This is a genomic window from Terrimonas sp., assembly GCF_003075435.1.
In the GTDB taxonomy this organism is placed as follows: domain Bacteria; phylum Bacteroidota; class Bacteroidia; order Chitinophagales; family Chitinophagaceae; genus Agriterribacter.
Map to the genome: position 1 here is coordinate 14,095 of NZ_QCZJ01000042.1, position 21,725 is coordinate 35,819.

24 protein-coding genes are annotated in these 21,725 nt (G+C 41.0%); 23 read left to right on the top strand and 1 reads right to left on the bottom strand.

The window, feature by feature from the left end:
• The first annotated feature begins 134 nt into the window (after positions 1–134).
• The 15 genes from DC498_RS24650 (at position 135) to yidD (ending at position 13,709) form a co-directional block, all read left to right on the top strand.
• Positions 135–1,670, top strand: coding sequence for an MFS transporter (locus DC498_RS24650; RefSeq protein WP_116876791.1), 1,536 nt, complete (start codon positions 135–137; stop codon positions 1,668–1,670).
• A gap of 219 nt (positions 1,671–1,889) precedes the next feature.
• Complete coding sequence (locus DC498_RS24655; RefSeq protein WP_116876792.1) at positions 1,890–2,105, top strand: DUF6814 family protein; 216 nt, start codon at positions 1,890–1,892, stop codon at positions 2,103–2,105.
• 46 nt (positions 2,106–2,151) lie between these two features.
• On the top strand, positions 2,152–3,096 hold the full coding sequence (gene gldA / locus DC498_RS24660; RefSeq protein WP_116876793.1) for a gliding motility-associated ABC transporter ATP-binding subunit GldA: 945 nt from the start codon (positions 2,152–2,154) through the stop codon (positions 3,094–3,096).
• A 248-nt stretch (positions 3,097–3,344) separates the two neighbouring features.
• Positions 3,345–4,634, top strand: coding sequence for a phosphopyruvate hydratase (gene eno, locus DC498_RS24665; RefSeq protein WP_116876794.1), 1,290 nt, complete (start codon positions 3,345–3,347; stop codon positions 4,632–4,634).
• A gap of 63 nt (positions 4,635–4,697) precedes the next feature.
• Positions 4,698–4,994, top strand: coding sequence for an FtsB family cell division protein (locus DC498_RS24670; RefSeq protein WP_116876809.1), 297 nt, complete (start codon positions 4,698–4,700; stop codon positions 4,992–4,994).
• Between the two features lie 177 nt (positions 4,995–5,171).
• Positions 5,172–5,405, top strand: a complete 234-nt coding sequence (locus tag DC498_RS24675) for a hypothetical protein (protein WP_116876795.1) — start codon at positions 5,172–5,174, stop codon at positions 5,403–5,405.
• 338 nt (positions 5,406–5,743) lie between these two features.
• Positions 5,744–6,391 carry an endonuclease III gene (nth, locus tag DC498_RS24680; protein WP_116876796.1) on the top strand — a complete coding sequence of 216 codons (648 nt, stop codon included), beginning with the start codon at positions 5,744–5,746 and terminating at the stop codon, positions 6,389–6,391.
• Between the two features lie 109 nt (positions 6,392–6,500).
• The gene (locus DC498_RS24685) at positions 6,501–7,265 is read left to right on the top strand and encodes an isoprenyl transferase (protein ID WP_116876797.1); all 765 of its coding nucleotides are present in this window, start codon (positions 6,501–6,503) and stop codon (positions 7,263–7,265) included.
• 77 nt (positions 7,266–7,342) lie between these two features.
• A complete protein-coding gene (locus tag DC498_RS24690; RefSeq protein WP_116876798.1) occupies positions 7,343–10,087 on the top strand; it encodes a BamA/OMP85 family outer membrane protein in 2,745 nt (914 codons plus the stop codon).
• A 61-nt stretch (positions 10,088–10,148) separates the two neighbouring features.
• Positions 10,149–10,661, top strand: coding sequence for an OmpH family outer membrane protein (locus DC498_RS24695; RefSeq protein WP_116876799.1), 513 nt, complete (start codon positions 10,149–10,151; stop codon positions 10,659–10,661).
• 80 nt (positions 10,662–10,741) lie between these two features.
• Complete coding sequence (locus DC498_RS24700) at positions 10,742–11,290, top strand: OmpH family outer membrane protein (protein ID WP_116876800.1); 549 nt, start codon at positions 10,742–10,744, stop codon at positions 11,288–11,290.
• A 297-nt stretch (positions 11,291–11,587) separates the two neighbouring features.
• Positions 11,588–12,454, top strand: a complete 867-nt coding sequence (murI, locus tag DC498_RS24705) for a glutamate racemase (RefSeq protein ID WP_116876801.1) — start codon at positions 11,588–11,590, stop codon at positions 12,452–12,454.
• Between the two features lie 404 nt (positions 12,455–12,858).
• Positions 12,859–13,014, top strand: a complete 156-nt coding sequence (gene rpmH / locus DC498_RS24710) for a 50S ribosomal protein L34 (protein ID WP_116876802.1) — start codon at positions 12,859–12,861, stop codon at positions 13,012–13,014.
• A gap of 82 nt (positions 13,015–13,096) precedes the next feature.
• Positions 13,097–13,504 (top strand): ribonuclease P protein component, encoded by a 408-nt coding sequence (rnpA, locus tag DC498_RS24715; RefSeq protein WP_116876803.1) that lies wholly within the window; start codon positions 13,097–13,099, stop codon positions 13,502–13,504.
• On the top strand, positions 13,479–13,709 hold the full coding sequence (gene yidD / locus DC498_RS24720) for a membrane protein insertion efficiency factor YidD (RefSeq protein ID WP_116876804.1): 231 nt from the start codon (positions 13,479–13,481) through the stop codon (positions 13,707–13,709). The genes rnpA and yidD overlap by 26 nt, the downstream gene beginning before the upstream one ends.
• 91 nt (positions 13,710–13,800) lie before the next feature.
• Here yidD and DC498_RS24725 read toward each other — a convergent pair whose 3' ends face one another.
• Positions 13,801–14,697: a helix-turn-helix domain-containing protein gene (locus DC498_RS24725; RefSeq protein WP_116876810.1), complete on the bottom strand. Its 897-nt coding sequence runs from the start codon at positions 14,695–14,697 to the stop codon at positions 13,801–13,803.
• Between the two features lie 164 nt (positions 14,698–14,861).
• Between DC498_RS24725 and DC498_RS24730 the strand changes: the two genes are divergently transcribed.
• From DC498_RS24730 to DC498_RS26610, 8 genes are all read left to right on the top strand, one after another.
• The gene (locus DC498_RS24730; RefSeq protein WP_165813955.1) at positions 14,862–15,911 is read left to right on the top strand and encodes an aldo/keto reductase; all 1,050 of its coding nucleotides are present in this window, start codon (positions 14,862–14,864) and stop codon (positions 15,909–15,911) included.
• 119 nt (positions 15,912–16,030) lie between these two features.
• Positions 16,031–17,014 carry an aldo/keto reductase gene (locus DC498_RS24735; RefSeq protein WP_116876805.1) on the top strand — a complete coding sequence of 328 codons (984 nt, stop codon included), beginning with the start codon at positions 16,031–16,033 and terminating at the stop codon, positions 17,012–17,014.
• 123 nt (positions 17,015–17,137) lie between these two features.
• On the top strand, positions 17,138–17,611 hold the full coding sequence (locus DC498_RS24740; protein ID WP_116876806.1) for a nuclear transport factor 2 family protein: 474 nt from the start codon (positions 17,138–17,140) through the stop codon (positions 17,609–17,611).
• Positions 17,612–17,622: 11 nt separating this feature from the next.
• Positions 17,623–18,696, top strand: coding sequence for an alpha/beta hydrolase (locus tag DC498_RS24745; RefSeq protein ID WP_116876807.1), 1,074 nt, complete (start codon positions 17,623–17,625; stop codon positions 18,694–18,696).
• Between the two features lie 161 nt (positions 18,697–18,857).
• Positions 18,858–19,490, top strand: a complete 633-nt coding sequence (locus DC498_RS24750) for a flavodoxin (RefSeq protein WP_240628092.1) — start codon at positions 18,858–18,860, stop codon at positions 19,488–19,490.
• A gap of 11 nt (positions 19,491–19,501) precedes the next feature.
• Entirely contained in the window at positions 19,502–20,221 is a 720-nt protein-coding gene (locus DC498_RS24755; RefSeq protein ID WP_116876811.1) for a carboxymuconolactone decarboxylase family protein, read from the top strand.
• A complete protein-coding gene (locus DC498_RS24760) occupies positions 20,218–21,300 on the top strand; it encodes an alpha/beta hydrolase (protein WP_240628093.1) in 1,083 nt (360 codons plus the stop codon). The genes DC498_RS24755 and DC498_RS24760 overlap by 4 nt, the downstream gene beginning before the upstream one ends.
• A gap of 9 nt (positions 21,301–21,309) precedes the next feature.
• Positions 21,310–21,603 carry a hypothetical protein gene (locus DC498_RS26610; RefSeq protein ID WP_240628094.1) on the top strand — a complete coding sequence of 98 codons (294 nt, stop codon included), beginning with the start codon at positions 21,310–21,312 and terminating at the stop codon, positions 21,601–21,603.
• Positions 21,604–21,725: the final 122 nt, after the last annotated feature.

The following is a 21,725-nucleotide window of genomic DNA, read 5'->3' on the forward strand; positions in this document are numbered from 1 at the left end:
TTTTGAATTATTCAGGATTAACAATATTCAGCTGTTACGAACATGTTGCAATGTCCTTATTTTCGCTCATAAGGAAAAATGAAATTTCGGATAAACATATTTAGTATATTCAACCCTTCAATCGATTGCATTAAATGTCTACGTCAAATAAAAGTATCTGGAAAATTATCGGAGCCTCATCAGTCGGAACTTTAATAGAGTGGTATGATTTTTATATTTTCGGTAGTCTTGCCACGGTTATTGCCAGCCAGTTTTTTCCGAAGGATAATCCTACTGCTGCATTGCTTTCTACATTAGCCACATTTGCCGCAGGCTTTATTGTACGCCCGTTTGGCGCTTTAGTATTTGGAAGATTGGGTGATATAGTAGGCCGCAAATACACGTTCTTGTTAACGCTGATTATTATGGGAGGCTCAACCTTTGCCATAGGATTAATACCCTCTTACGAAAGCATTGGTTTTGCAGCGCCCATCATTGTATTGATATTGCGGTTGCTGCAGGGGCTTGCATTAGGAGGAGAATATGGTGGCGCAGCAACGTATGTGGCAGAACACGCGCCAGCCAACAAAAGGGGCTATTATACTTCGTGGATACAAACCACTGCAACACTTGGTTTGTTTGTATCGCTGGGTGTAATATTATTGGTGCGACAAAGTTTAGATAGCGATCCCGCTGTTTCAATAAGAAAGTTCAACGACTGGGGCTGGCGTATTCCTTTCCTGGTTTCTATTCTGCTGGTCATAGTATCTATTTACATCAGGCTAAAAATGAATGAGTCACCCTTGTTTGCCAAACTTAAGGCCGAAGGAAAAACATCTGTAAATCCATTGAAAGAAAGCTTTGTACACAAAGCCAATTTGAAAATGGTATTGCTGGCATTGTTTGGCGCTACTATGGGGCAGGGTGTGGTTTGGTATACCGGGCAATTTTATGCGCAGAATTTTATTGAAACTGTTTGTAAAATTGATTTCGGCCAATCACGTACCATACTGATATGGGCTATACTTTTTGCCACGCCATTCTTTGTGGTGTTTGGCTCATGGAGCGATAAAGTGGGAAGAAAATGGATAATGCTGGGAGGAATGCTGCTCGCTATTATATTCTACAAACCTATTTACAAACAATTTCTTTCTTTGTCTGATACTACAGCCTACCAGGCAATTACACCGACATCTGCCGGAGAGCCGCAGATAAAAAGAGATACTGTGGCGAATAATATCATCACCACAACATCTGTAAAAAAAATATTTACTGACGGTTACGCCTACACGCAGAAAAATGTGGATACCGTATTTGCTGACCTGTCAAAACCTGTAGCACAGGCACCTGTAATGTATATTGATAAAAAATTACCCGCAGGCACTTACTGGACATTCGTTTTCCTGGTATTTGTGCAGGTGATTTTTGTAACGATGGTATATGGCCCTATTGCCGCCTTTCTTGTTGAAATGTTTCCAACAAGAATACGATATACCTCCATGTCGTTGCCATATCATATAGGCAATGGTGTGTTTGGCGGGTTAACACCATTTATCGCATTATTACTTACTACCATCAACACCGGCGATAAGCTGGTTGGTTTAATGTATCCTATTATTGTTTCGGCAATATGCTTTGTAATAGGCGCATTATATGTGAGCAATAAGATTGATCCGGATGTGAGTGATTAGCTGGCAGCTATCAGCCGTCAGCTATCGGCTGTGAGCGAAAGTGACAGGTGAATAGGCAACTTGCCTGCCGGCAGACAGGTAGTAAATTAGTGAGACGTGAAATGTAAAACGACAGAACCGCGTTTGAAGCTCGTGCCCTACCTGAAACTTGCAACCAGAAACCTTTCTAACTTTTAACCCGCTGACAGCTGATCGCTGACAGCTCAAAGCTAAAATCAAATGAACCTGTTAAAAAAATATCTCGGCATAATATGGATGCTGCTTGGCCCTGTGGCATTATACTATTTGATTAAAACCGCTTTGCAACAAATAGCGCATCATCCCGTTATTGATACCAAGATTCAGTGGGGGGTGTTTATTGCAGTGTTTTTCCCGATAGCTATCGGACTGATGATTTTTGGCTGGTATGCGTGGAAGGAAGAATATAAGAGATAGTGAAACGTGAGACTATAATGTAAAACGGACTTATTATTTTTGCCGGATGTCTATCGAAGTAAAAAATCTTTTCAAAGTTTATGGCGAACAAAAAGCTGTAAACAATATTTCTTTCTCTGTTAATAAAGGAGAGATAGTAGGTTTTCTTGGTCCTAATGGCGCAGGAAAATCCACCACTATGAAAATACTCACCGGCTACCTGCAGCAAACATCCGGCGAAGCGTTGGTATGCGGAATGAATATAGCCACCCATTCTCTTGATACCAGGAAAAAAATCGGATACTTGCCGGAATCGAATCCTTTGTACTATGATATGTATGTAAAGGAATATTTAGGCTTTATTGCAGACGTACATAAAGTTGCTGATAAGCACAAGGCCATCAACAGAACTATTGACCTGGTTGGTCTTGGCCCGGAAAGAACAAAAAAAATAGGCCAGCTTTCAAAGGGATATAAACAAAGGGTTGGGTTAGGCGCTGCTTTAATTTACGAACCCGAAGTATTGATATTGGATGAACCAACAACTGGCCTTGATCCAAATCAGATCATAGAAATACGGGAAGTCATCCGCCGGCAGGGACAGGATAAAACTGTGCTATTTTCTTCTCATATTCTGCAGGAAGTGGAAGCAGTGTGCAATCGTGTAGTGATCATCAACAAAGGTGAGTTGGTTGCTGACGATACGCTCACTAACCTGCAATCGGGCAATAATGCTGCTCACCATATTATTATTGAATTTTCTGCTCCCGCCCCGCAGGATTTTTTTGCAGGTATTGCAGAAATCGCTGCCTTACAGTTTTTGGAAAACAATCAATACAAATTATCAACTATCAGTCCCGAACAATTGCGCAGGCATGTTATTGAAAGAGCTTTGCAGCATAATCTCAATATCACCGGCATCCGCAGCGAAAGCCAAAGCCTGGAGCATATTTTTAAGACGTTGACAAAAACAACACCCCGGGACTTTACGGGTCTCTCCAAAGAAGAATAGGCGAAGCACATAGCCGGCTCTGCAAAGATGCTGCTCAATATAGCAGGCTGTTTAATTTTAAACAAGTAAAGAACCTGTGTAATTAACTACAAGCCTCAAACTATAAACCCCAAACTCCCCAAACGCTTCCCTCTCTCATACGCCAATCTCAAATCTCCAATTCTCTCACTTAATTTTTGCAGCAAAAACTGAAAACCTTTTCTTTGCACATATTTAGCATACTTAATTAACACTTAAAATAACTACACATGAGCTTTATATCAGATATACATGCAAGGCAGATACTGGACAGCCGCGGAAACCCGACAGTAGAGGTTGATGTAATTACAGAAAACGGTTTGGTAGGCAGGGCTGCAGTTCCTTCCGGTGCTTCTACGGGTAAACACGAGGCTGTTGAGTTAAGAGACGGTGATAAATCAGTATACCAGGGGAAAGGAGTATTAAAAGCTGTTGCCAATGTAAATGATATTATAGCAGATCAGTTGATAGGTATTGATGTAACCAAACAGGCTTATATCGATAATTTGATGATTAAAATTGATGGCACTCCTAATAAAGCGAAACTAGGCGCTAATGCTACGCTTGCGGTGTCAATGGCTGTTGCCAAAGCTGCTGCGCAGGAAAGCAATTTGCCATTGTACAGATACCTGGGCGGTGTAAATGCTACCGTATTACCAATGCCATTAATGAATATTTTAAATGGCGGTGTGCATGCAGATAACAAAATCGATTTCCAGGAATTTATGATCATTCCTGTAGGTGCGCCAAACTTCAGTGAAGGACTGCGCTGGGGTGTGGAAGTATTCCATAACCTTAAAACAGTTTTAAAGAAAAAGGGCTACAGCACCAACGTGGGCGATGAAGGTGGTTTTGCACCGGATATTCAGAGCAATGAAGAAGCTATTGAAACCGTATTACAGGCAATTGATGCAGCCGGTTATAAAGCAGGCGAGCAAATCGCTATAGCGATGGATGCTGCCAGCACCGAAATGTTTGACGAAGCTAAAGGAACCTACAAATTCTATAAAAGCAGCGGTAAAACCATCAGCAGCGATGAAATGGTGGCTTACTGGACAGAATGGGTAAATAAATATCCAATAGTATCTATTGAAGATGGTATGGCTGAAGATGATTGGACAGGCTGGAAAAAGCTGACTGACGCAATCGGTTCAAAATGCCAGCTGGTAGGTGATGACCTGTTTGTAACCAATGTAAAACGCCTGCAGGAAGGTATTGATAAAGGTATTGCCAACAGCATATTGATCAAAGTAAACCAGATAGGAACAGTTACAGAGACCATCAATGCTGTTCAGTTAGCGCAATCAAGCGGTTATACTACCATTATGAGCCACCGCAGCGGTGAAACAGAAGATACAACCATCGCGGATCTTGCAGTAGCATTGAACTGCGGGCAAATAAAAACAGGCAGCGCGTCAAGAACCGACCGCCTGGCCAAGTACAACCAGTTGATAAGAATTGAAGAAGCATTGGGTGAAAACGCCATTTATCCCAATGGAAAAGCTATATTTGGTAAATAGAAAAGTTACTGGTTGCAGGTTAGTGTGTTCAACACCAGTAACCTGCAACCTGAAACAGTTAATATGGATTTGCTTAAAAAAATACCAGGCTGGTTAAAAAATAAATATATGCTTACCGCAACAGGGTTTGTGGTTTGGCTGCTGTTTTTTGACCATAATGATATTTTTATGCAGATGGAAAGAAGAAGTGAGCTAAGAGATTTGGAAAAAGGGAAAAGTTATTATTCTGAACAGGTGAATGCCCTCAAAAAGGAGCTTTCTGAATTAAAGGGCGACCCTGCATCCACAGAAAAAGCGGCAAGAGAAAGATATATGATGAAAAAGGATAATGAAGATCTTTTCATTATAGACGAAAAATAGCCGTACTAAATTTTTTTGCTTTTTTACAATATTACTTTCACTACCTCGTTTTATATGGCATAAGCTAATCCCGCCTTTTGGACAAACGCCGTTAAATCCGTACAAGAATCTAAATATCCTCCTAAACCGTAGAGTTTTTTATTTAATTGATTTGATGACAGTCTAAATGGATTGCTTATGGATATTTATACGCCTGAAAACATGATACGATACTTATACAAAGAAACCTCAGCAGAAGAAACAGCAGCTATTAAGCACGCTTTGGATACGAATTGGATACTTCGTGAAAAATTTGAAGCTATTAAAAAAGCAGCTAACGGACTCAATTCTATGATTCAGTCTCCAAGGCCTTCTGTTATTCAATCTTTATTGAATTATGCGGGAGTAAGCAAAGAAGTAGAGCATCAGTAAGTTTTCAAAATCAACTCGTTAGCAATTTTGCTACTAAAACTTATGTGTATTTATCTCAAGCCTGAGCAACACACATAAGTTTTTTTATTTCCCTGGGATATTAATATCAATGGTAATCCGGATATTGTCTGTGCGATGAAATCCTGTACAACAGACATTCGTTAAGCATACCAAATACAATAAAACAGATATGACTGATATGCACAGGATGTATCAGGTTAATCAGTAATACGAGTATCTTCCATATGCTGTTTAATAGAAGAATATCCACGTGTGATATTACCTGCTTTTTCTTACGGACAAGCGACACTCATTTAATATCTTCGCTTCCTTAATAAATGACGCTTCAGCAACGCTATAATTTCGTTATTTCCTGGTTTCAGCAACATGTTCCCGAAGCTGAAACGGAATTATTATACGATAACCCTTACCAACTGTTGGTAGCAGTTATTCTTTCTGCTCAATGCACCGATAAACGGGTAAATCTTACTACACCTGCAATATTTCAGCGTTACCCCGATCCTGAAACACTTGCCAGGGCAGATTTTGAAGAGCTTTTTCCTTATATCAGGAGCATTTCTTACCCCAATAACAAAACAAAACACCTGATCGGCATGGCAAATATGCTGGTAAAGGATTTTAATGGCGAAGTGCCATTAACCGTAGATGAACTTGTTCGCCTGCCGGGTGTTGGACGAAAAACAGCTAATGTAATTACCTCAGTGGTTGATAAACAACCTAATATGGCGGTAGATACCCATGTTTTCAGGGTATCAGCACGGATAGGGCTTACCCGCAATGCCAAAACACCGCTGGCTACTGAAAAACAGTTGATTAAGCATATTCCGGCAGCACTTATCCACAAAGCACACCACTGGCTTATATTGCATGGCAGGTATATCTGTGTCGCCCGTAATCCCAAATGCGAAATATGTGGTTTACAGCAAGCCTGCAAGTATTTCGGGAAAAACAAGGCATCTGTATAGGAAATTCCGGCAGATTGATGACCAGGCAAAATTGCTGGCTCATTCCTGCCTAATCTTTATATCTTTGCGCCGCAAGTCAGATGATGTCTGACTTTTTTAAATTGTACCGATGTCATTGATGGATAAAATTGATAGATCCAGGCTACCACAGCATATTGCCATTATAATGGATGGTAATGGAAGATGGGCGCAGGAAAAAGGAGAAGACCGCCTGTTTGGCCATTATCATGGTGTGGAAAGTGTACGCAATATTGTTGAGGGTGCAGCAGAACTTGGTGTAAAATACCTCACCTTATATGCTTTCAGCACTGAAAACTGGGACAGGCCTGAACCGGAAGTAAATGGATTAATGATCCTGCTGGCAGATACCATCCGCCAGGAAGTTGGTACACTTAATAAAAACAATATCCGCCTTCAGCTCATCGGCAATATTGATATGCTGCCCGGATATGCCAGCAAAGAGCTGCTTGAAGCCGTTGAATTAACAGGTAAAAATGATGGGCTTACGCTGATTATTGCTTTAAGCTATAGTTCACGTTGGGAACTGGTAAATGCCGTAAAACTTATTGCCACTGATGTACAGGCTGGAAAATTGGCTCCCCGGCAGATCAGTGAGCATACTTTAAGAAATTATTTATCAACAAGTGCATATCCTGATCCGGAATTAATGATAAGAACAAGCGGCGAATTCAGGATAAGCAATTTTTTATTATATCAGCTTGCTTACGCTGAGTTGTATTTTACAGATACGCGTTGGCCTGATTTCCGGAAGGAACATTTATATGAAGCAATTATTAATTTTCAACAACGACAAAGGAGATTCGGAAAAACAGGAGAGCAAATAAAAGGCAATGCCGCTACTGATGCGCATTAGCTGCTGTAATCCTTAATTGTTTTAACAAACCATTTTAATTAATCCCGTTAATTTGCCGGGCGAAACTTAAAAAACGGATGCAAAAAATCTGCACGATTTTCACTATTTTACTTGGATTAAGTTTTATTTCAACCAAAACTAACGCACAGGTAAATGATACAATACCAACTACCTCAGTTGACCCTGCGTTAATGGGTATATTCAATCAAACCATTCCCAAAAAATATACAATAGCCGAAATAAAAGTTACAGGCACCCAGTACTTTGATCCCAATCTCGTTACTTCTATTTCAGGATTAAATGTGGGTGATGAAGTAAGAATACCCGGAGGCGATAATTTTTCAAAGGCTATTGAAAAACTCTGGGGACAAAATTTATTTGCCGACATTGAAGTATACATTACTAAAGTTGAAGGCGACAGAATATGGGTGGAGATTGCGGCGGTAGAACGCCCCCGCTTATCAAAAGTGATTTTCAGAGGTGTAAAAAAAGCTGAAGCAACTGATCTTAAAGAAAAAATTGCTATTACGGCAAGCCAGGTTGTAACAGAAGCTAGAAAACAAAACGCTATTGAAGCCATTCAGAAATTTTATATCGATAAAGGTTTCCAGGGCGCATCCGTAAATGTGATAGAAAGACCTGATACTGCATATACCAATGGCGTTGATTTGATTTTTGTGGTGGAGAAAGGCGCTAAGGTGAGGATAAATGATGTGCTGATCACCGGTAATGAAAATATTAGCGATCTTAAATTGAAAAAGCAATTAAAGGGTACCAAAGAAAAAACAAGACTTACCCTTTATGAAGATAAAACGCAGAGTCCTTATGGTAATGAAGAAGCCATTTCCTTTAAGGAATACATAAAAAATTACGGATATTTATCTCCTACAAAAACGCTCGATTATTTAGATCCTTATTTCCGGTTTAAGATTTTCAGTTCCGCTAAATTTAATGAGAAGAAATACCGCGAGGATAAAGAAAAATTACTGGAATACTACAACTCCATGGGATACCGTGATGCAGTTATTGAAAAAGATACACTTTTCTATAGCAAAAAAGGTAACCTTAACGTGGCTTTAAAAGTAAACGAAGGACATAAGTACTATTTTGGAGATGTGACCTGGAGAGGAAATACAAAATATTCTGATTCCTTATTGTCCGTAATTCTGGGCATTAAAAAAGGTGATGTATATAATATTGAAACCTTAAACAAACGCCTTGGCAAGCAGCTTTCTGCTGATGGCGGCGGTGATGTGAGCAGCCTTTATTCAGATAATGGCTATTTGTTTTTCCGTGTAGACCCTGTTGAAACTTCTGTATACAACGATACTATTGATCATGAGATACGCATTACAGAAGGACCACAGGCTACTATTAAAAGAGTAACCATCTCCGGTAATGATAAAACCAAGGAACATGTGGTAAGAAGGGAATTAAGGACTTTGCCTGGTGATAAGTTCAGCAGGGATCTTTTAATCCGTTCTCAAAGGGAAATTGCTAACCTGGGATACTTTAACCAGGAAAAGATCGGTATTAATCCTGTACCTAATCCAGATGATGGAACTGTGGATATAGGGTACACGCTTGAAGAAAAATCGTCTGACCAGTTAGAGCTTAGCGCCGGCTGGGGTGGTGGTATAGGCTTAACAGGCACTGTGGGCGTTGTATTTAACAACTTCTCTATCCGCAATATTTTCAAAAAATCTTCGTGGAGCCCGCTACCTTCAGGTGACGGACAGAAGCTGAGTCTTCGTTTCCAATCTAACGGTCGCTATTTCCGCTCAACCAACTTCTCGTTTACAGAACCATGGCTGGGTGGCAAAAAAAGAAATTCATTTACAGTAAGCCTGTATAGCTCTAAATATGCTAACGCATGGGATCCTTATACGTATAGGTATACCAACGAAAGAGCCGATTCATCTTATCTTAAAGCTTTTGGCGCGTCTATTTCTTTGGGGAAACAATTAAAGTGGCCGGATGATTATTTTACATTGATATACGCGCTGAATTACACGCAGTATAAATTAAAGAATTACCCGGGCTTCTTTGCTGGTTTATCAACCGCAACTTCAAACATTGTAAACCTGAAGCTTACTTTATCACGTTCATCTATAAATCAGCCTATATTCCCAACAGGCGGGTCCAGCTTCATGGTCAGTGGTGCATTTACACCACCATATTCTTTGTTCAGAAGCGAAACAAGTCTTAAGAATACAGAAAATAAATATAAGCTGGTTGAGTACCACAAATGGCGTGTAAACGCAGAGTGGTATGTGCCATTGGGCAGACCATCGGGCGAAGAAAAAAACAGGCAATTTGTGTTGAAGTTCGCGGCTAAATATGGTTTTATAGGCAGGTATAACAAAAACCTTGACATATCACCATTTGAACGTTTCCAGGTGGGTGACGCCGGCTTAACCAACAACTTTGGTATTTTGGGTTATGATATCATTGCACACAGAGGCTATCCTGTGTATAATAATTCTGATCCAACCATTAACCCCGACCAGCAATCTACCACAACCTTCTTCACTATATTTAATAAGTATACAATGGAGTTAAGGTATCCTTTTGCTACTAATCCCAGCAGTACAATATATGGTTTGGCCTTTTTTGAAGCAGCAAACGGATGGTATGAGTTTAAAGACTGGAATCCCTTCCGCTTACGCCGCTCTGTAGGCTTAGGCGCAAGATTTTACCTGCCTATGTTTGGCCTGCTTGGATTTGACTATGGACTTGGGCTTGACCGCCTTTCCGTTCCGGGGGCAACCTTTAAAGATGCAACAAGGTTTACCTTTATGCTTGGCTTTGAACCGGAATAATATTTGAGAGCAATGCTGTATTTTACAGTGTATTTTCAGCATAACTTTTAAAATAACGTTTATGAAGAAACTATTATTTATTGCCTGCATATGTTTTGCTGCTGTTGCGGCAAATGCGCAACGCTATGCTATCCTTGATACCAAATTCATTTTAGATAAACTTCCGGAATATAAAGAAGCGCAGAAACAACTGGATCAGTTCAGTACCGCATGGCAAAAAGAGCTGGATGGCTTACAGAATAATCTCGATAAAATGTACAGGGATTTTGATGCCGAACAGGTAATGCTGAGTGATGATTTAAAGAAGAAAAGAGAAGATGAACTCTTTAATAAAGAAAAAGAATTGCGTGATCTGCAGCGTAAACGTTTTGGTTTTGAGGGAGATCTGTTTAAAAAACGGCAGGAACTCATAAAACCCATACAGGATAAGGTTTATAATGCAGTGCAGAAGCTGGCTGTGGAAAAAGGTTACGATTTTATTTTAGACAAAAGTGAAGGAATTACCGTTATCTTTGCCGACCCCAAATTAGACCGCAGCGAAGATATTTTGAAAATGCTTGGGGCATCTAAATAAATGTTAAAGGCTTTTATTAACCAAACTAACTGAATCATTTTTTCATCTAAACATACAATTAAAAGCACATTAAAATTAATATGAAAAAGGTTTTATCCCTGGTAGCGGCAAGTTTTGCACTGGTATTGATTGGAAACTATGCGAATGCCCAGAATAAGTTCGGGCACGCCAGCATTGAAGATGTGGTATATATTCTGCCTGATATTAAGAAGGCGGATTCCATTTTGCAGAAGTTTCGTAAAGATTCGCTTGAAAACGCTCTACCGTTTTATTTAAATGAATACAAACGTAAAGATTCAATAGCCAAATCACCCGCTACACCTGCAGCTATTAAACAAACTGTTCAAAACGAAGCAGCGCAATATGCTCAAATTTTGCAGAACTGGGACCAGTTCATGCAAAGTGAATTACAGCGTAAACAGAGTGAAGTATATGGGCCTTATTTCTCCAAGGCATATGAACTGATCAATACAGTTGCTAAAGAAAACGGGTATACCTGGGTATTTAAACAGGATGCTTTACTCGTTGCTCCCCAAACTGATGATCTCCTGCCTTTGGTAGCTAAAAAATTGGGGGTTAAGCTGCCTCCGGCAGCCACAGAACCGGCAACAGGCGGAGCAAAAAAATAAGTCTTACCTAAAAATATTTATATGAAGACGTTCTGAAAAGAGCGTCTTTTTGGTATATTTAAAATTGTTGCTGATTAGTGGATACACCAACCAGGGCATGAAGGAAGAAGCACAAAAATATTCCAGCCGCTCGTTAAGGAGCGGTTTTTTATTTGCCACACACTAACGGGAACCGCATTAATTCGTAACAACAATATCTGTTTTGAAAACCATTAAGAAGTTAAGGTGCATTAAGGCTCTTTTCTTAATTTTCTTAATTCCTGAATGTTTATTTAGAAGAAGCCGTTTCTTTGTTGTATGAATCAACAGCCTATTGGTGTATTCGATTCCGGCTACGGCGGATTAACGGTTTTGAAAGAGATTATAAAAAAACTGCCGCAGTACGATTATGTTTATCTGGGTGATAATGCCCGTGCGCCCTATGGTACCCGCTCATTTGAAAGTGTTTACCATTATACATTAGAATGTGTGCAATGGCTTTTTAACAAAGGATGCCCGCTGGTAATATTGGCCTGCAATACCGCTTCTGCCAAAGCATTGCGCACCATACAGCAAAATGATCTTCCCAAAATAGCTCCCGGCAACCGTGTGCTGGGCGTAATTCGCCCTACCACAGAAAAAATTGGTGATTATACCCAAACAAAACAGGTGGGTATACTGGCAACAGCAGGTACTGTATTATCTGAGTCGTATATCATTGAAACCAATAAGTTTTACCCTGGGGTAACCGTATTTCAGCAGGCCTGCCCTATGTGGGTGCCGTTGGTGGAGAATAATGAGCATAATAGTAAAGGCGCTGATTATTTTATTGAAAAAGACCTGAATGCGCTTCTTGATCAATCAAAAAACATAGATACCATATTGCTTGCCTGCACGCATTATCCCCTGCTGAAGCATAAAATACAGCAGTTTTTACCTGAAGGAATCAGCCTTTTATCGCAGGGAGAGATTGTGGCAGACAGCCTTGAGGATTACCTGGTTCGCCACCCTGAAATAGAAGAAAGATGCAGCAGGCAGGGTAAGCTGGCGTTTTTTACCACAGATTCACCGGCAGATTTTGACGCACACGCTACGATATTTTTAGGCAGGAAAACTCATGCAAAACACGCCGATATGGACGAGGTAAAACTTACGAAAAAAAATGCCCGGGGATTTCATAGTTAGGTATCTAACTTCAACCGTGCCGGTATTCCCGAACAAGACACTTTGCAATTATGCAATCAAAGTTTTAATCTTCACACTAAAGAAATCCTTTAGCATCACCATGCCGAAAAAATTGCGAAGTTTACAAAGTTCGTACGCATTAACCTTTACTCATGGTAATCAAACAGACCCGGAGGGGTTATACCTTATGCCTGGCATATTTTATCATACAAAAAATTGAAATACACCTTAAAAGCGAAATCCATGAAAAAATACCTGAAATATGGTTGTGAACCCTTACCTTTGCCGTCCTTTCATCCAGCCTGGGCGGAAAGGGTGTGGTGACCCGTCTGCAAAAGGTAAATGGCTTTGAAAACTGCCCGCTTCTCCGGGCTATTATTCAAAAAGTGAAAAAGTAAAATAAAATGAAACGTACATTTCAGCCGCATAAGCGCCGTCGTAAAACAGTACATGGTTTCCGTAAACGTATGCAAACCGCAAACGGCCGCAAAGTATTGGCAAGCCGTCGTAAAAAAGGCCGTAAAAAGCTTACTATTTCCGACGAGAAAGGAGCAAAATAATATAGCCTGTGATTTGCTTTAGTGCGGATCATTTCAATAAAAATCATTCATAGCCCTGTTTCAGGGCTATTTTTGTATACTATTGGCAAAGAAATTTACTTTAAAAAAAACAGAGCGGTTAAAAAGCCGTAAAAGCATAGAAAGACTATTCAATGCCGGTGATAATTTCTTTATTCATCCTTTTAAAGTATATTATACAGTTGAGCCGGGCAATGATGCCCTGCTGCTGCAGATGGGCGTAGCTGTAAGTACAAGAAATTTTAAGAAAGCCGTTGACCGCAACAGGATAAAAAGAATTACCCGCGAAGCGTACAGGCTGCAAAAAAATACACTTCAGCAATTACTGATCAATAAGCAGAAACACCTCAATGTTTTTTTTGTATTTGTTGGGAAGGAATCGCCGTCTTTTGTACAGATCCATGAAAAACTAAGTTTAATTTTGGAAAGACTTATTCAAAAAATGGATGAAAAAAATACTCCAAATACTTAGCCTGCCTTTTATCTGGCTGATCAGGCTATACCAGGTTGTTATATCTCCCATGCTTGGCCCCAAGTGCAGGTTTACACCAACATGCTCGCAATATGGCATTGAAGCATTTAAAAAACATGGGTTGATAAAAGGACTATGGCTTACAGTTAAACGCATAAGCCGTTGTCATCCCTGGGGCGGGCATGGGTATGACCCGGTGCCGTAAAACAGTAACCGGCAATATATATTGCAGTAAAGATCCCGGGCTAATACTGATTACAGAACAATATCGTATTGAATTGTTTTAAAATGATCCCTTAATTTAAGGACCTGTATTCATTGGGCGTCATTCCTGTTTTTTGTTTGAACAGGCGCGTAAGATGTTGCGGGTATCTAAAGCCCATTTCAAAGGCAATTTCATTTATGGTTTTATTGCTGTCGAAAACTTTGTCCTTAGCAACATCAATAATCTTGTTCTGAATGTACTCCTGCGCAGATTTCCCGGTTTCTTTCTTAATTAAATCGCCGAAGTAATTGGCAGATAAATTGAGTTGATCGGCACAATAGGCAACAGACGGCAGTCCGGTTTCCATTGGCCTGTCAGATGAAAAATAGCCGTTCAACAACTCCTCAAATTTTTCCAGGATTCCTTTATTGACATTTTCCCGGGTCATAAACTGGCGGTCATAAAACCGCTCGCAATAATTCAGGAACAGTTCAATGTTAGATGCAATCAATCTTCGGCTATGCTTATCCACCGGGTGTTGCAATTCCGTTTCAATTTTTGAAAACACATCCAGTACGAGTCGGCGCTCCCTGGCCGACAAATGCAGGGCCTCATTGGTATTGTAGCTAAAAAAACTATATTCATTAATGCCCTTAGAAAGCGAAGAGCCACGTATCAGCTCCGGATGAAAAACCAATGCGTGGCCTATTGGCTGGTACAGGTCTGTTTTATTTTCCACATCCAATACCTGCCCGGGAGATATAAAAACCAATGTCCCCTCCTGGTAGTCATAAGTTGCACGCCCGTATTTCAAATCGCCGCACTTTACATCCTTCAGGAAAACACAAAATAAACCAAAGTTCATTTTAGAGCCTGTTCTTTTGTGCGCTTTTGAAAAATCAATCACACTCACCAGCGGATGCAGGGTTTCGTGATTGTTGAATTTATTATAATCATCAACCGTATTAAAATTAATCACATTGTTCATACCTGTTGCTTTTACTACCACTAAAGTACATATTCATATTATCCTTTGGCCCATGCCGGTTGCATATCAGTAATATTGGTAGTAAAAACAGTAATCTGTATACCCGTAACCTGGATGGAGGTCACGAATTTTGTCTATGTAATAATTGATTCAAAAATGAGGGTATGGGTAATTCAAATCTAAATCGCCGCAAATTTCTTAGCGCTGGGGCACTGACAACCTCTGCAATAGCGTTTGGATCATTAGGGCTTACGCAAAGTTGTAACACCAGGAAAAACAGCGATGCAGCTTTCAATACTGATGAGAATAACAAAAACAGTTCTAAACGCCAATTAGGCAAGGGAGATCATGGTATTGAAGTCTCCGCATTGGGTTTGGGCTGTATGGGCATGAGCTATCACAGAAGCTTTATCCCGGATAAGCAGGCTATGATAAAGATGATACGCAAGGTTCCCGAGCTTGGCGTTAACCTGTTTGATACTGCTGAAGCCTATGGTCCTTTTTTAAACGAGGAATTGGTTGGAGAGGCGCTTGAACCAATCCGTAAAGAAGTACTTGTTTCCACAAAATTCGGATTTGCAGAATGTAAACCGGAAAAAGGCCTTGACAGTCGTCCGGAAACTATCAGAAAAGCGGTTGAAAACTCGCTCAAACGCTTGCGGACAGACTATATTGACTTATTGTATCAGCACCGGATAGACCCTAATGTGCCCATTGAAGACGTCGCAGGAACGGTAAAAAACCTTATTGCTGAAGGAAAGGTAAAACACTTCGGCATGAGCGAAAGGGATTTTAATACCAGCAAGGACGGTTTAGACGCCATCCGTAAGGCTCATGCAGTACAATCCATAACAACCCTGCAGAGTGAGTATTCCGCAATGACGCGCAACCCCGAAAATGGGGTATTAAGTCTTTGTGAAGAACTGGGAATTGGCTTTGTACCTTATAGTCCGTTAACCCGTGGCTTTATTTCCGGTTATATCAACGAGCGTACAAAGTATAATCCCCAAAACGACAACAGGGTATCTATGCCCCGATATGCACCCGAAGCAGTTATTAAGAATTGGGCCATTATTGATATTTTGAAAGCATTTGGCGATCAGAGGGGGTTGACGGTGGCACAGGTAGGTTTAGCCTGGTTATTGGCGCAAAAGCCTTTTATCGTTCCTATTCCGGGCACAACCAAACTGGCGCACTTACAGGAAAATATATAGGCGGTGACCTACGGGTTTACTGCTGAGGAATTGAAAGAATTAACAGACGATTTGTCGGGTGTGGAGGTTATAGGTGAGCGTTATACTACCGGGTATCCGGCAAGTAAATAAACAAGAAAATGAAAAGAAGAGTATTAGGTAAAAACGGATTAGAAGTTTCCGAATTAGGATTAGGGTGTATGGGGCTGACCTTTGGTTACGGCCCAGCAGCCAGCGAAGCAGATGCCATTGCGCTCATCCAGAAGGCGTATGATTTGGGCGTTACCTTTTTTGACAGCGCCGAAGCTTACAGCCAGGGAGTCAACGAAGCGCTTTTAGGCAAAGCAGTAAAACCTTTCCGGGATAAAGTAGTGATCGCAACCAAGTTTGGTTTTAAAGAGGGCGACGCTTCCAAAGGTGTAGACAGCCGGCGGGAAAGGATCAGGGCTGTTGCAGAAGCTTCATTAAAACATTTGAATACAGATGTGATTGACCTGTTTTACCAGCACCGTGTTGATCCAAATGTGCCGATAGAAGATGTAGCCGGCACGGTAAAAGATTTGATCCAGGAAGGTAAAGTAAGGCATTTTGGAATGAGTGAAGCCGGCGTACTAAGTATCCGAAAAGCCCATGCGGTATTGCCGGTTACAGCATTGCAAAGCGAATATTCCTTATGGTGGCGTGAACCTGAAAAAGAAATACTGCCCACGCTGGAAGAACTGGGAATTGGTTTTGTACCATTCAGTCCGCTGGGCAAAGGATTTTTAACAGGGGCTATTAACGAGACAACAAAATTTGATCCAACTGATTTCCGGAACACCGTACCCCGGTTCTCCGAAGAAAACAGGAAAGCCAACCAGGCAATGGTAAATTTAATAAAGTCTGTTGCGGATGCAAAGAACGCCACGCCTGCTCAAATTGCCCTGGCATGGCTGTTAGCGCAAAAGCCGTGGATTGCTCCTATTCCGGGCACAACTAAAATGCATCGTTTGGAAGAAAATGTGGGAGCGGTGAATATAGCGTTATCCAAAGAAGATATACAGAACATTGAGGAAGCAGCAGCGAATATTGAAGTTGTCGGAGCAAGATACCCTCAACATTTACAGAACAGGGTTGGTAAGTAATATTATACATCAAATAGCCATAAGCAATCAGTAGTCAGCCATCGGCACGCGTTTGATTGCACACAAACCGTAGACGCATAAGGGCTGACATCTGATAGCTGAAGGCTGATAGCTTTTATACACATGAAATATGTTTTATTCGGATTGCTGCTGATAGCAAGCATGCAAGGGTTGTATGCACAGGAAAATACTTCCGGCAATATTTCAAAAGCAGAGCAGGAACTGCTTGATCTTTCAAAGAAAAAATGGCAGTGGATGGCAGAGAAAAATGTGGATGAACTGGCTGATTTATTTCATGATAAATCAGTGTATGTACACATGGGTGGCTCATGGGGAAAGCAACGTGAACTTGACGTGATCAAAATCGGGGGGATATGGTATAAGAAAGCCGATGTGCATAATGCGTCCGTTAACATAATCGGGAATACTGCTATCCTTTTAAACAGGATCACACTCCTGGCAGTAGTAGGAGGTAATGAAGTAACCAACCCGTTTATAGTTACCGAAGTGTATGTAAAAGTAAATGACGCATGGAAGCTCGGTTCTTTGTCTTTTACAAGACTGATGACGCTGGACAATAATACAGTAAACCACTAAAACCAATTTTAATGAAAATATTGATCAATTGGGGCATAGCATGCTTTTTGCTGACAATAAGTATATCGGTTCCGGCGCAGAAAAGTATAAAGCAGAAGCCGCTGGTGATTGAAGAGCAAGGGAGCTTTGCTGTAGGTGGAACGGTAATCACCAATCCCGGAAAATACGACCCGGTTAAACGTACCCCTGAAGGACAAACATTTCATGGCGATCATGCTTATGTGTTTTACCAGATTCCGGTGAAGGCACGTAAATATCCATTAGTGATGTGGCATGGTATCGGGCAATTTTCCAAAACATGGGAAACCACACCGGACGGTCGCGAGGGTTATCAGAATATATTTTTACGCAGGCGGTTTGGTGTTTATTTACTGGATCAGCCACGGCGCGGTAATGCAGGCAGGAGTACGACCAATGCCGTTATTGAAGCCACTCCCGATGAACAAAACTGGTTTGGAACATTCCGGCTTGGTATCTGGCCGGACTATTTTCCCGGTGTGCAGTTTTCAAAAGACCCGGAAACACTGAACCAGTATTTTCGCTCTATGACGCCCAGTATAGGTCCCATTGATTACAATGTAAATATCAATGCAGTTGCTGCACTGTTTGATAAAATCGGCCCCGGCATTCTTGTTACACATTCACATTCGGGGGGAATGGGCTGGCTTACCGCTATTAAAAACCGGAATGTAAAAGCTATAATTTCTTATGAACCCGGCAGCGGTTTTGTGTTTCCAGAAGGCGGGGTTCCCGAACCCATACCCAGCTCTGCAGGAGCACTGGAAGCCGCAAGTGTGCCTATGAATGACTTTATGTTGCTTACTAAGATTCCTATTGTGATCTATTATGGAGATAATATTCCGGAAACGTTATCTGACAATCCCGGTGCAGATGGATGGAGAGCTCGTTTGGAAATGGCAAGGTTATGGAGAGATGCGGTAAACAGCCATGGCGGTGATGTAACCGTGGTACATCTGCCAGAAGCAGGGCTTAAAGGGAATACGCATTTTCCGTTTTCAGATTTGAATAACATAGAAGTTTCAGATTTGATGAGCAAATGGCTTAAGGAAAAAGGTCTGGATTAGATGCCGTAGCCACCCTGCTATAAAGTATGCATATATTCAGATGCGTTATCTATCCTGTTGTTCAGATCTTTCGTCAATCAGTAATATTGGTAGTAATCTCCGTAATCTGTATACCATAAAGTTCTATCGCTCTTTAGAACTTTGTGTCTTTAGAAGGAGCTATGATGAAAAGGATAATAAGATTTTGTGTGATGATACCGGCAGCAATATTCATACTTTCCGGTTGCTCAAAAGCACAAACCGTGGAAAAAGAAAAAGCTGAGTTACTGAAAAATAAAAATATACTGATCATTTATTTATCCCGAACCAAAAACACAAAGGCCGTAGCCGAGATCATCCATAAAAACGTTGGGGGCAAATTAGTAGCGCTGGAATCAGAAACACCATATCCCGAACACTACCAGACTATGGTAGATCAGGTGGTAAGAGAAAACAGTACCGGATATTTGCCACCGCTCAAAACAAAGATTGATAGTATAGAAAAATACGGTATGGTATTTATCGGTTTCCCAACCTGGGGAATGCAGCTACCACCACCAATTAAAAGTTTTCTGCACGAATATGATTTAAGCGGTAAAACCGTAATCCCATTCAATACAAATGGGGGTTACGGTATCGGCAGCAGTTTTCAGACAGTAAAACAATTATGCCCGAACAGTATGGTGTTAGACGGGTTCTCCACGAAAGGCGGTGTGGAACGTGACGGAATATTGTATGTAATGAAGGGCGAAAAAGAAAAACAGGTGCAAACGGAAGTAAAGAAATGGTTGCAGAAAATCAGCATAAAAAATTAAACCGACACTATATGAAAGCAATACTACTACTTATAGCAATAGTTGGTATAACGGGTAATGTAAATGCCCGGCAGGAAATGACAACAGAAGATGCATTAAGCCATAAAGAACAAAGTATTATTTCCATCGCTGCGTTAACTGCAAAGGGCGATCCGTACGAACTAAAAACAGCACTGAATACGGGTCTTGATGCCGGGCTAACGGTAAATGAAATAAAAGAAGTATTGGTGCACCTGTATGCCTATTGCGGATTTCCGCGCAGTATCAGGGGATTGCAAACATTTATGCAGGTACTTGATGAACGGAAAACAAAAGGCATTGCCGATAGCCCCGGCAGCGATGCTTCGCCCATTGACCAAACCGGTAGTAAGTATGAGCGTGGTAAAAGGATTTTGGAAGAATTGACCAAAACGCCACAACCCGAAATTCTTACAGGCTATTCAGCTTTCGCACCGGTAATAGACATCTTTTTGAAAGAACATTTGTTTGCCGATATTTTTGAACGCGATGTATTGACCTGTATCCAAAGAGAATTAGTAACGATTTCTGTAATGGCCGCTATTGGTAATGCAGAACCCATGTTGCGCTCACATTTATCTATTTGCCTGAATACAGGTTTAACTCCCGAACAACTGAAGCAGTTTGTAACTGTAATTAAAGCAACAATAGGGAAAAGAGAAGCAAGATCAGCACATAAGGTTTTAGAAGAAGTGTTAAAAAACAAGCAATGAAATCAGCATATTTAAACATGAAAAAGATCACATCAATAGTTGCAATAGTAACCTCCATAGCAGGAGCAGATATGGTGCATGCGCAATCCGGCCAACAGGAGCGTCTACAAAATCCTTTTGCGCTGGTATATGATGGGGCAATAACTAAAAATGAAAAAGGAAAAGTGAATATTCATCCTGTTACCTATAAACTGAACGGGATTGATATTGCCGCCAATGTTTATACACCTGCAGATTACGATGCCTCAAAAACATATCCTGCTGTAGTGGTAGCGCATCCTAATGGAGGCGTGAAAGAACAGGTTGCTGGCTCATATGCCCAACAGTTAGCCGGACAGGGATATATTACTATCGCCGCAGATGCTGCCTATCAGGGAGCAAGTGGCGGAGAGCCACGCCATACGGACAAACCTGCAAACCGAATTGAGGACATCCATGGCATGGCTGATTTTATTACGCAATATCCGGGGGTTGATGCAGACCGTTTGGGCGTTTTAGGCATTTGTGGTGGTGGTGGTTATACATTAGCCGCAGCCAAAAGCGATAAACGTTTTAAAGCAGTTGCTACATTAAGTATGTTCAATTCAGGCGAAGTACGACGGAACGGTTTTATGAATTCACAGGTAAACACCATCCAGGAGCGCCTGCAACGGGCAACAGCGGCCCGCGAACAGGAAGCTGCAGGTGGCAAAATCATCTATGCAGGTGTAGCAAGCATAACAGATGAAGAAATTGCAAAAACTTCAACCGATCTGTATCGTGAGGGATATGAATACTATTATAGAAAATATGTATGTCCCGGCTCAACCTTTTTATACACCATGAGTAGTTTGCTAAACCTGATGACATGGGACGCAACAAACCAGATTGAATTGATTAACCAACCCCTGTTGATGATCGCAGGAAGCAAAGCTGACACAAAATATATGACAGACGAAGCATTTGCCAAAGCAATCAACGCAAAGAGCAGGGAGCTGTTTGTTGTTGAAAATGCTACCCATATACAAACTTACTGGAAACCGGAGTATGTATCACAGATAGTAAATAAACTGGTGAAGTTTTATAAAACCAATCTTTAAAATTTAAAAATGAAGGATCTTAAAAATATAGTGATGTCACTTTTTTGGGGAACGTTGATGCTGTCCTGTAAACAACAAAACCCGGCGGGGCAACCGAAACCGGAAGGTCCGGTCTTTGCAAAAGGAGAAAAGATAACAAATGACAACTTTGCCGGTACCGTGTGGCTGAACCGCTTAATTAATGCGGACAGTCTTAACCCAAATGCCGTAGGCAGTGTAATTTTTGAACCCGGCGCCAGAACCAAATGGCATAGCCACCCTGCCGGGCAGATAATATTAGCATTAGATGGTATCGGGTATTAGACCTCTTGTATTAATTGAAAAAGGCATATAATTCATAATTGTAAATGCCAGCGATTAAATTTACTCTTAATCCAAAACGTTTTCTTCTGTTACGGTATCGTTCGCCCAGTATTTTGAATACT

Coding starts and splice junctions, on each gene's coding strand:
- rpmH (WP_116876802.1), top strand. CDS start 12,859: ATGAAACGTACATTTCAGCCGCATAAGCGCCGTCGTAAAACAGTACAT.
- murI (WP_116876801.1), top strand. CDS start 11,588: ATGAATCAACAGCCTATTGGTGTATTCGATTCCGGCTACGGCGGATTA.
- yidD (WP_116876804.1), top strand. CDS start 13,479: ATGAAAAAAATACTCCAAATACTTAGCCTGCCTTTTATCTGGCTGATC.
- DC498_RS24650 (WP_116876791.1), top strand. CDS start 135: ATGTCTACGTCAAATAAAAGTATCTGGAAAATTATCGGAGCCTCATCA.
- DC498_RS24730 (WP_165813955.1), top strand. CDS start 14,862: ATGGGTAATTCAAATCTAAATCGCCGCAAATTTCTTAGCGCTGGGGCA.
- DC498_RS24690 (WP_116876798.1), top strand. CDS start 7,343: ATGCAAAAAATCTGCACGATTTTCACTATTTTACTTGGATTAAGTTTT.
- DC498_RS24675 (WP_116876795.1), top strand. CDS start 5,172: ATGGATATTTATACGCCTGAAAACATGATACGATACTTATACAAAGAA.
- DC498_RS24750 (WP_240628092.1), top strand. CDS start 18,858: ATGATGAAAAGGATAATAAGATTTTGTGTGATGATACCGGCAGCAATA.
- DC498_RS24700 (WP_116876800.1), top strand. CDS start 10,742: ATGAAAAAGGTTTTATCCCTGGTAGCGGCAAGTTTTGCACTGGTATTG.
- DC498_RS26610 (WP_240628094.1), top strand. CDS start 21,310: ATGAAGGATCTTAAAAATATAGTGATGTCACTTTTTTGGGGAACGTTG.
- nth (WP_116876796.1), top strand. CDS start 5,744: ATGACGCTTCAGCAACGCTATAATTTCGTTATTTCCTGGTTTCAGCAA.
- DC498_RS24685 (WP_116876797.1), top strand. CDS start 6,501: ATGTCATTGATGGATAAAATTGATAGATCCAGGCTACCACAGCATATT.
- DC498_RS24670 (WP_116876809.1), top strand. CDS start 4,698: ATGGATTTGCTTAAAAAAATACCAGGCTGGTTAAAAAATAAATATATG.
- DC498_RS24655 (WP_116876792.1), top strand. CDS start 1,890: ATGAACCTGTTAAAAAAATATCTCGGCATAATATGGATGCTGCTTGGC.
- DC498_RS24695 (WP_116876799.1), top strand. CDS start 10,149: ATGAAGAAACTATTATTTATTGCCTGCATATGTTTTGCTGCTGTTGCG.
- eno (WP_116876794.1), top strand. CDS start 3,345: ATGAGCTTTATATCAGATATACATGCAAGGCAGATACTGGACAGCCGC.
- DC498_RS24760 (WP_240628093.1), top strand. CDS start 20,218: ATGAAATCAGCATATTTAAACATGAAAAAGATCACATCAATAGTTGCA.
- DC498_RS24740 (WP_116876806.1), top strand. CDS start 17,138: ATGAAATATGTTTTATTCGGATTGCTGCTGATAGCAAGCATGCAAGGG.
- DC498_RS24755 (WP_116876811.1), top strand. CDS start 19,502: ATGAAAGCAATACTACTACTTATAGCAATAGTTGGTATAACGGGTAAT.
- DC498_RS24725 (WP_116876810.1), bottom strand. CDS start 14,697: ATGAACAATGTGATTAATTTTAATACGGTTGATGATTATAATAAATTC.
- gldA (WP_116876793.1), top strand. CDS start 2,152: ATGTCTATCGAAGTAAAAAATCTTTTCAAAGTTTATGGCGAACAAAAA.
- DC498_RS24735 (WP_116876805.1), top strand. CDS start 16,031: ATGAAAAGAAGAGTATTAGGTAAAAACGGATTAGAAGTTTCCGAATTA.
- DC498_RS24745 (WP_116876807.1), top strand. CDS start 17,623: ATGAAAATATTGATCAATTGGGGCATAGCATGCTTTTTGCTGACAATA.